Below are 7,696 nucleotides of genomic sequence, written 5' to 3'. Positions count from 1 at the left end.
GCCGCAACCTTCGCGAGCGAGCCGCCGAATTTGCCGACCGCGGTCCGCGCGGCCGATACGATCACTACGTCCGTCATTTCCCTTTCCTCCAGGCCCGCACGATACGGCGCATCGCTACCGGCCCTGTTAAAAAAACTGCGGTGCACCGGACAGCGTGCGCCGCTGTCCGGTTTTCGTCAATCGCGCTGCAACACGTAACGGCCCGGCGCCGGCTCGATCACCGGGAACTGCGCCGAACCAAGCTTCGCGGGCGGCGCGACCTTGCGGCCGCCGTACTGGTCGAGCCATTCGACCCAGGTTGTCCACCAGCTGCCCGGCTGCTCGGTCGCCCCGGCAAACCAGTCGTCCGCGGATTCGGGCAGTTCGCCGTCGTTGATCCAGTAGCTGCGCTTTTTCTTCGCCGGCGGATTGATCACGCCTGCAATGTGACCCGATGCGCCGAGCACGAACTTCAGCGGGCCCGTCAGGATCGACGTCGATTCATAGGCGGTCTGCCACGGCACGATGTGATCCTCGCGCGACCCGTAGATGAAGGTCGGCACGTCGATGCGCGACAGGTCGACGGACTCGCCGCACACCGTCAGCGCACCGGGCACGCGCAGCTTGTTCTCGAGGTACGTATTGCGCAGGTACCACGCGTACATCGGGCCGGGCAGGCTCGTCGAGTCGCTGTTCCAGTACAGCAGGTCGAACGGCGCGGGCGTGCGGCCCTTCAGGTAGTTGTCGACCACGTAGTTCCACACGAGGTCGTTCGGTCGCAGGAACGAGAACGTATTCGCGAATTCGACACCGCGCATCAGCCCCGGCGGCGTGCCGTTCTTGCCGCCGATGGTCTGCTCGCGCATCTGCACGTGCGCCTCGTCGACGAACACGTCGAGGATGCCGGTGTCGGTGAAGTCGAGCATCGCGGTCAGCAGCGTCATCGACGCGGCCGGATGTTCGCCGCGCGCGGCGAGCACCGACAGCGCCGTCGCGAGCATCGTGCCGCCGACGCAGAAGCCGAGCGTGTTGATCTGCTCGCGGCCACTGACCTGCTGCACGGCATCGATCGCCGCGAGCAGCCCTTCGTTCATGTAGTCGTCCCACGTCTTGTGCGCGACCGACGCGTCGGCATTGCGCCACGACACGAGGAACACCTGATGGCCATTGGACAGTGCGTGCGCGACGAGCGAATTCTCGGGCTGCAGGTCGAGGATGTAGAACTTGTTGATGCACGGCGGCACGATCAGCAGCGGCCGCTCGAACACCTTGTCCGTCTTCGGCGTGTACTGGATCAACTGGATCAGGTCGTTCTCGTAGACGACCGCACCTTCGGTACACCCGAGGTTCTTGCCGACCACGAATTGCGATTCGTCGGTCTGCGAAATCTTGCCGCGCTGCATGTCGCCGAGCAGGTTCATCATCCCCTGCCGCAGGCTTTCGCCCTGCGTCTCGAGAATCGATTTCTGTGCATCGGGATTAAGCGCGAGGAAGTTGCTCGGCGCGGCCGCGGCCGTCCATTGCTGGACCGAGAAACGGATGCGCTCGCGCGTCTTCGGATCGGTCTCGAGCGCGTCGGCCAGTTCCTGCAGATAACGCGCGTTGAGCAGATACCACGCCGCGGCGAACGCATGCGCGGGCGAAGCCTTCCATGCATCCGCGCTGAAGCGGCGATCCTTCAACTCCGGCGATTCGAGCTTCGCGGCAACGCTCTGCTGCATCAGCGTCATGCAGTCGCGCGCATAGTCGGCCTGCAGTTTCTGGAGCCGTTCGGGCGGAATCGCGGCCACCGGCAGCTTCAGCCCGGCGAGCGGCGACGCCATGCCGCCGAGGCTGCCCAGGTCGGGCATCGACGGCATCTGGAACGGAAGCGATGTCGGGAGTTGGAATGCGGCGAACGGGTTCGCCGTGCTCGCCGCGGTGGCGGCACGCGCCGGATCGGCGAAACCGCGCCATGCATTCAGCCATGCCTCGAACATCTGCTGCATCGGCTGGGTGGCCTGGTCGAATCCGGTGCTGCTCGCGGAAGTGCCCGCCTGAGCGGACGTCGACGAATTTTTCGATGCTGTCATTACCTGCCTTACCGGTGATTCGTGAGCGTCAATCGTGAAATCCTGCTCGCGCGCGGCGTGCCGGCTGCGAGCCGGGCCGTCATGCTCTGGAGAGGCGTCTCCAGATTCTGCCGCAGTGCGGTATTTTTATCATTATCGTTTTCCCCATGTGAAGCACGGCGTCAAACCACTGAACATTTCTGCACGGAGATAATCGGCGCGAAACAAGCAGGACAAGGCTTCCGGCAAAACATAAAACATATTGACCGACTTGACTTCGCGATTATTCATTCGATTGCCCATGCCACGCCGCATTACCGCGCCAATATCGAGATAAAGCGATTGCGCGACGCAATTAAGCGCGCGCAATCAGTCGATCAGTCGGCCAGCCAGATCGCCGCGGCCATGCGGCCGGTCACACGGTCGCGCCGGTACGAATAGAAACGAGCGTGTTCGGCGACCGTGCAGGCGGTCCCGCCACTCATGTGCGCGACGCCCGCGCGAACGAGGCGCAGGCGCGCAAGCGCGTAGAGATCGGCGAGAAACTTGCCGGGTGCGCCGTCGATCGCGGCGAACGCTTGCCGGGTGTCATCATGCTCCGACAGCGGAGCCGTGTCGAGAAACGCATCGCGTACATCCGAGCCGACTTCGAACGCCTGCGGGCCGATCGCCGGCCCGAGGTACGCATGGAGTTCATTCGTCGCGCCGCCGGCGAGCGCCGCGACACGCGCCGCGGTCTGCTCGACGATACCGGCTGCGAGCCCGCGCCAGCCCGCATGGGCGGCGCCGACCGCCCGCCCCTGCGCATCGCACAGCAGCACCGGCAGGCAATCCGCGACCATCACGACGCACACGGCATTCACGCGAGCCGTGACGCTCGCGTCGGCCTGCACGGGCGCGGCAGCACCGGGCGCGGCATCGATCACCTCGTCCGCGTGCACGATCTGCGCGCCATGAACCTGCTCGAGCCATGCCGCGCTCGACTGCCCCGCCAGCGCCAGCAGGCGCGCGCGGTTTGCGGCGACATGCGCCGGATCGTCACCGGTATGCAGGCCGAGATTCATGCCTCCCGGCAGTTCGGCACCATCCTGCCAGCGGCCGTACGGGCCTTCGCTGACGCCGCCGTCGCGCGTCGTGATCAGCGCGCGCACGCGCGGCGACACCTGCCAGTCGGGCCGTACGCAGTCCTGCCATGTCAACGGCGCAAGGTTCGTCATCGGCACTCATTCCTCGTCATCGTCATCCGGATACGACTCGTCGTCGTGATCCTCGTAGTCGCCGCCGAAATCGCCATCGTCGTAGGCGCCTTCATCGTCGAAATCCTCATCGCCCTGCCCGAAACCGAGCGCCGCGACGAGCGCGTTCATGTCGTCCGGCAACGGGCAGCGCCACTGCATCGTCCTGCCCGTGACCGGATGCACGAGGCCGAGCCGCCATGCATGCAGCGCCTGCCGCGCGAATCCGTCCGGCAGCGGCGCGACCGAGCGCTTGCCGCGTGCGCGTCCGTACACCGGATCGCCGAGCAGCGGATGCCCGACGTACGAGCAGTGCACGCGGATCTGATGCGTGCGGCCGGTTTCGAGATCGCACTGAATCGCGGACACCGGCTGACGTTGCCACATGCATGTGTCAACCGTGCGGAAATGCGTGCGCGCCGGCTTGCCCGACGCGCCCGTGACGACGGCCATCCGCGTGCGCTCGCGCGGATCGCGGCCGATCGGCGCGTCGATCGTGCCGTCTTCGGGCATCATGCCCCAGACGAGCGCGAAATAACGGCGCTTCACCGTGCGCGCCTGCAGCTGGCGCACGAGGTCGGTCTGCGCGGCGAGCGTGCGTGCGACCACCATCAGGCCCGATGTCTCCTTGTCGAGCCGGTGGACGATCCCGGCGCGCGGCAGGCCGGCCGCGGCGTCGCCGTAGCGGTGCAGCAGGCCGTTGAGGATCGTGCCGCTCCAGTTGCCGGCGGCCGGATGGACGACGAGCCCGGCCGGCTTGTTGATGACGACGAGCGCATCGTCCTCGTAGATCACGTCGAGCGGCACGGGCTCCGGCGTAAACGCCAGTTGCTCCGGCAGCAGGTCGGGCACGAGCTCGATCTTCGCGCCGAGCGGCACCGGCTGGCGGATCTTCGCCGGCGCGCCGTCGACCAGCACGCGCTGCGCCTCGATCCAGCTCTGCAGGCGGCTGCGGGAAAATTCGGGGAACAGCTGGGCGAGCGCCTTGTCGAGTCGTTCGCCCGCGAGCGACAGCGGCACTTCGACGATGCGCGGCGCCTCATCGGCCGCCGCGGAAGGCACGACAGGCGGCTGCATCGCGCCTGCAGCCAGATCGTCATCGGGGGAATCCCCCGACGTAGCGTCGGCGGGCCGATCGCTTGGGCTATAATCTTCGCGATTTGGCTTGCCCCGCGGGGCATTCTGCGAACTTGAACGGGTCATTTAGACTGGGTCACCGAGACTTGAAGCTAGGACATGCGAGCATGATGAATTCGACCAAACGTACGGCCAAGACCGTCGCCGCCCGGGCCGCGGCGGTAGCGGCCGCGGCCCTCATCGCCGGCTGCCACGGCTTGCCGCAGAAGCAGGACGAGACGGCTACCTGGTCGAACAACAAATTATACTCAGAGGCCCAGGACGCACTGTCTGGCGGCGACTGGGGCAAGTGTGCGAAATACTTCGAATCGCTGCAAGGTCGCGATCCGTTCGGCCATTTCGCGCAACAGGCGCAGATCAACGTCGCGTACTGCAACTGGAAGGACAACGAAGCGGCAGCCGCCGATCAGGCCGTCGACCGCTTCATCCAGCTCCACCCGGATCATCCGGACATCCCGTATGCGTACTACCTGAAGGGGATGATCCACTTCAACGACGATCTCGGCCTGTTCGGCCGCTTCTCCGGCCAGGACATGAGCGAGCGCGATCCGCAGGCACTGCGCGAATCGTACGATGCGTTCAAGGTCGTCGTCGACCGCTACCCGAAGAGCAAGTACGCACCCGATGCCGCGGCCCGGATGCGCTACATCGTCAACGCACTCGCGTCGCACGAAGTACACGCGGCCGACTACTACTATCGGCGCGGCGCCTATGTGGCGGCGATCAACCGCGCGCAGCTCGCGATCAAGGACTACAAGGGCGCGCCGGCCATCGAGGACGCGCTGCACATCATGATCCTGTCGTACGGCAAGCTGAACCAGCCGCAACTCGCCGATGACACGAAGCGCGTGCTCGCGGGTACGTTCCCGGACAGCCCGTACATCACCGGCCATTCGCGCCCCGGCGCGAAGAAGTCGTGGTGGCAGTTCTGAGCCACATCCGCGGCAGATAAAAAACCCGGCATCAAGCCGGGTTTTTTATTGACACCGCGTGCAGGACAAGCACACGCGGCATGCACTCATGCGCGCTTTTGCGCGCGATGCTCGTCGAAGAAGTCCTGCACGACCGCGATCTCGCGAGTGCGCTTGAACGGCGGCAGACTCTGCCAGATCCGCCTGCCGTACGGCTTGTCGACGAGCCGCGTATCGCAGATCATCAGCACGCCGCGATCCGTCTCCGCACGAATCAGGCGCCCCGCGCCCTGCTTCAGCGTGATCACGGCCTGCGGCAACTGGTGAACCGCGAACGGGCTCAGGCCCTTCCTGGTGAGCGCATCGAGCCGCGCGGCCAGCACCGGATCGTCGGGCGGCGCGAACGGCAGCTTGTCGATCACGACGAGCGACAGCGCGTCGCCGCGCACGTCGACACCTTCCCAGAAACTCTGGCTGCCGACGAGGATCGCATTGCCGTACGAACGGAAGCGATCGAGCAGCTCGGTACGGCTCGCATCGCCCTGCACGAGAAGCGGCGTATTCCAGCCGCGCGATTCGATCACGTCGCGCAGCTTCGACGCGATCCGGTCGACCGCACGCAGCGTCGTGCACAGCATGAACACGCCGCCGCCCGACGCCTCGATCGCCGGCAGCGCGGCATCGAACACGGCATCGGTAAACGCCGGCGACGACGGCTGCGGCAGGTTGCGCGGCACGTACAGCAGGCCCTGCGTCTGATAGTCGAACGGGCTCGCGAGCGTCATCGAGCGCCGCGAACTGAGGCCCATCTGCGCCGCGTAGTGCGTGAAGTCGCCGCGCACCGACAGCGTCGCCGACGTAAAAACCCATGCGCGCGGCACGCCAGCGCGCTGCTTCGCGAAAATCGGCGCGACCGACAGCGGCGTTTCGTGCAACTGCACGGTATGCGCGAACACTTCGACCCAACGCACCTTCTCGTTCAGGTCGCCGTCAGCGGCGGCCTTGTCGCCGGCTGCCGCGTCGGCTTTCGCCGCTGCTTCCGCCGCGCCGGGTGTCACCCAGCCGGCCAGCAGGTCCTGCAACTCGCGGGCGCGCCGCAGGCACGCACCGAGCGATTCCGCCCGCTCCGCCTGGCTCGCCAGCGCCGATGCAAGCGCATCGAGCGCCGTCTCGAGCGCGTCCAGCGCGCCGAACATCGGGTGATCGTCGCCGAGCTGCGCGAGCGACATGCGCACGATCTGGTCGTTCGCAAACGCGAGGCGCAGGTCGCGCGCCGCGCGCTCGAGATCGCCGCCGAGCTTCACCCACTCGACCGCATCGCGCGCATGGCTCAGGCCTTCGGCCACCGTGTCGCGCGCGAGTTCGAGGATCTGCGTGGTCGACAGCGTTTCGCCGAAGAACAGCGTCGCGGTCTCCGGCAACTGGTGTGCTTCGTCGAAGATCACCGTGTTCGCGTTCGGCAGCAGTTCGGCCATCCCCGTGTCGCGCAGCATGATGTCCGCGAAGAACAGGTGATGGTTGACGACGACGATGTCGGCCTGCTGCGCCTCGCGCCGTGCCTGCATCACGAAGCACTCCTTGTAGTGCGGGCACTCCTGGCCGAGGCAATTGTCGCGCGTCGACGTGACCATCGACCACACGGGCGCCGTCTCCGGCACGCTCGCGAGTTCGGCCTTGTCGCCGCTCTTGGTGACTTTCGCGAAACGGACGATTTCCTGCAGATACGCGGTGTCCTGCCGCGACGGCAGGCGACCGTTGTCGGCCGTGCGCTGCAGGTAGTAATGGCACAGGTAGTTCGAGCGACCCTTGAGCATCGCGACCGTCACCGGCACCGCGAGCGCGTTGCGCACCGTCGGGATGTCGCGCTGAAAGAGCTGGTCCTGCAGGTGCTTCGTGCCGGTCGACACAATCACCTTGCCGCCCCACAGCATCGCGGGCACCAGATACGCGTAGGTCTTGCCCGTACCGGTGCCGGCCTCGACGATCAGCGTATTGTCGCCGCTGTCGCTGTCGGACTCGGCCGCAACCACGCCTTGCGCAGCCGCTTCGGCCGCCTTGTCGCCGTCCCCGAGCCGTCGTGCCGGCCGCTTGCGGGTCTCGAAGATCTCGGGCTCGGGCATCCGGCGCGCGGACGCCTCCATCGCCGACGCGACGGCGCGCGCCATTTCGATCTGCGACAGGCGCGGGTGATATCCGTCGAGCGCGCGCGCGAGCAACCCGCCTTCGCCGAAGATCGTGTCGAGCTCGTCGACACGCTTGCGGCTCAGCTCAAAGGTGCCTTCGGGCGCACGAACGCGCCCGGCGGACGACGCGTCACGCCGGGCATCGGGGGTGGCTTCAAGCGGTGAATTCAAGGCAAGCGTTCCTGTGTCCAGCGCCCGGG

At 66.4% G+C, this 7,696-nt stretch carries 7 protein-coding genes; 3 read left to right on the top strand and 4 right to left on the bottom strand.

Annotated features, from left to right (window positions below):
• Positions 1–198, top strand: a 198-nt coding sequence (locus DIE13_RS33150) for a hypothetical protein (RefSeq protein ID WP_221622214.1), incomplete at its 5' end; no start/stop codon positions are given.
• Here DIE13_RS33150 and phaC read toward each other — a convergent pair.
• On the bottom strand, positions 177–2,051 hold the full coding sequence (phaC, locus tag DIE13_RS19020) for a class I poly(R)-hydroxyalkanoic acid synthase (RefSeq protein WP_124828577.1): 1,875 nt from the start codon (positions 2,049–2,051) through the stop codon (positions 177–179). The two genes, DIE13_RS33150 and phaC, sit on opposite strands and share 22 nt — an antisense overlap.
• Before the next feature lie 21 nt (positions 2,052–2,072).
• On the opposite strand from phaC, the gene DIE13_RS19015 reads away from it, so the two are divergent.
• Complete coding sequence (locus DIE13_RS19015) at positions 2,073–2,471, top strand: hypothetical protein (protein ID WP_124828576.1); 399 nt, start codon at positions 2,073–2,075, stop codon at positions 2,469–2,471.
• On the opposite strand, the gene pgeF is transcribed toward DIE13_RS19015, so the two are convergent.
• Both pgeF and DIE13_RS19005 read right to left on the bottom strand, forming a co-directional pair.
• Positions 2,408–3,247 carry a peptidoglycan editing factor PgeF gene (pgeF, locus tag DIE13_RS19010; protein WP_124828575.1) on the bottom strand — a complete coding sequence of 280 codons (840 nt, stop codon included), beginning with the start codon at positions 3,245–3,247 and terminating at the stop codon, positions 2,408–2,410. The genes DIE13_RS19015 and pgeF overlap by 64 nt on opposite strands.
• A gap of 6 nt (positions 3,248–3,253) precedes the next feature.
• Positions 3,254–4,468, bottom strand: a complete 1,215-nt coding sequence (locus DIE13_RS19005) for an RluA family pseudouridine synthase (RefSeq protein ID WP_124828574.1) — start codon at positions 4,466–4,468, stop codon at positions 3,254–3,256.
• A gap of 41 nt (positions 4,469–4,509) precedes the next feature.
• Between DIE13_RS19005 and DIE13_RS19000 the strand changes: the two genes are divergently transcribed.
• Positions 4,510–5,334 (top strand): outer membrane protein assembly factor BamD, encoded by an 825-nt coding sequence (locus tag DIE13_RS19000; RefSeq protein ID WP_096508771.1) that lies wholly within the window; start codon positions 4,510–4,512, stop codon positions 5,332–5,334.
• Positions 5,335–5,420: 86 nt separating this feature from the next.
• Here DIE13_RS19000 and DIE13_RS18995 read toward each other — a convergent pair whose 3' ends face one another.
• On the bottom strand, positions 5,421–7,667 hold the full coding sequence (locus DIE13_RS18995; protein WP_124828573.1) for an ATP-dependent DNA helicase: 2,247 nt from the start codon (positions 7,665–7,667) through the stop codon (positions 5,421–5,423).
• Positions 7,668–7,696 lie beyond the last annotated feature (29 nt).

Source organism: Burkholderia sp. Bp9016 (assembly GCF_003857765.1).
Classification (GTDB): domain Bacteria; phylum Pseudomonadota; class Gammaproteobacteria; order Burkholderiales; family Burkholderiaceae; genus Burkholderia.
This window is presented reverse-complemented; position numbering and strand designations above follow the sequence as displayed.

What these genes read in the sequence shown, in the direction of transcription:
- pgeF (WP_124828575.1), bottom strand. Translation starts at nt 3,247, where the DNA reads ATGACGAACCTTGCGCCGTTGACATGGCAGGACTGCGTACGGCCCGAC.
- DIE13_RS19000 (WP_096508771.1), top strand. Translation starts at nt 4,510, where the DNA reads ATGATGAATTCGACCAAACGTACGGCCAAGACCGTCGCCGCCCGGGCC.
- phaC (WP_124828577.1), bottom strand. Translation starts at nt 2,051, where the DNA reads ATGACAGCATCGAAAAATTCGTCGACGTCCGCTCAGGCGGGCACTTCC.
- DIE13_RS19005 (WP_124828574.1), bottom strand. Translation starts at nt 4,468, where the DNA reads ATGACCCGTTCAAGTTCGCAGAATGCCCCGCGGGGCAAGCCAAATCGC.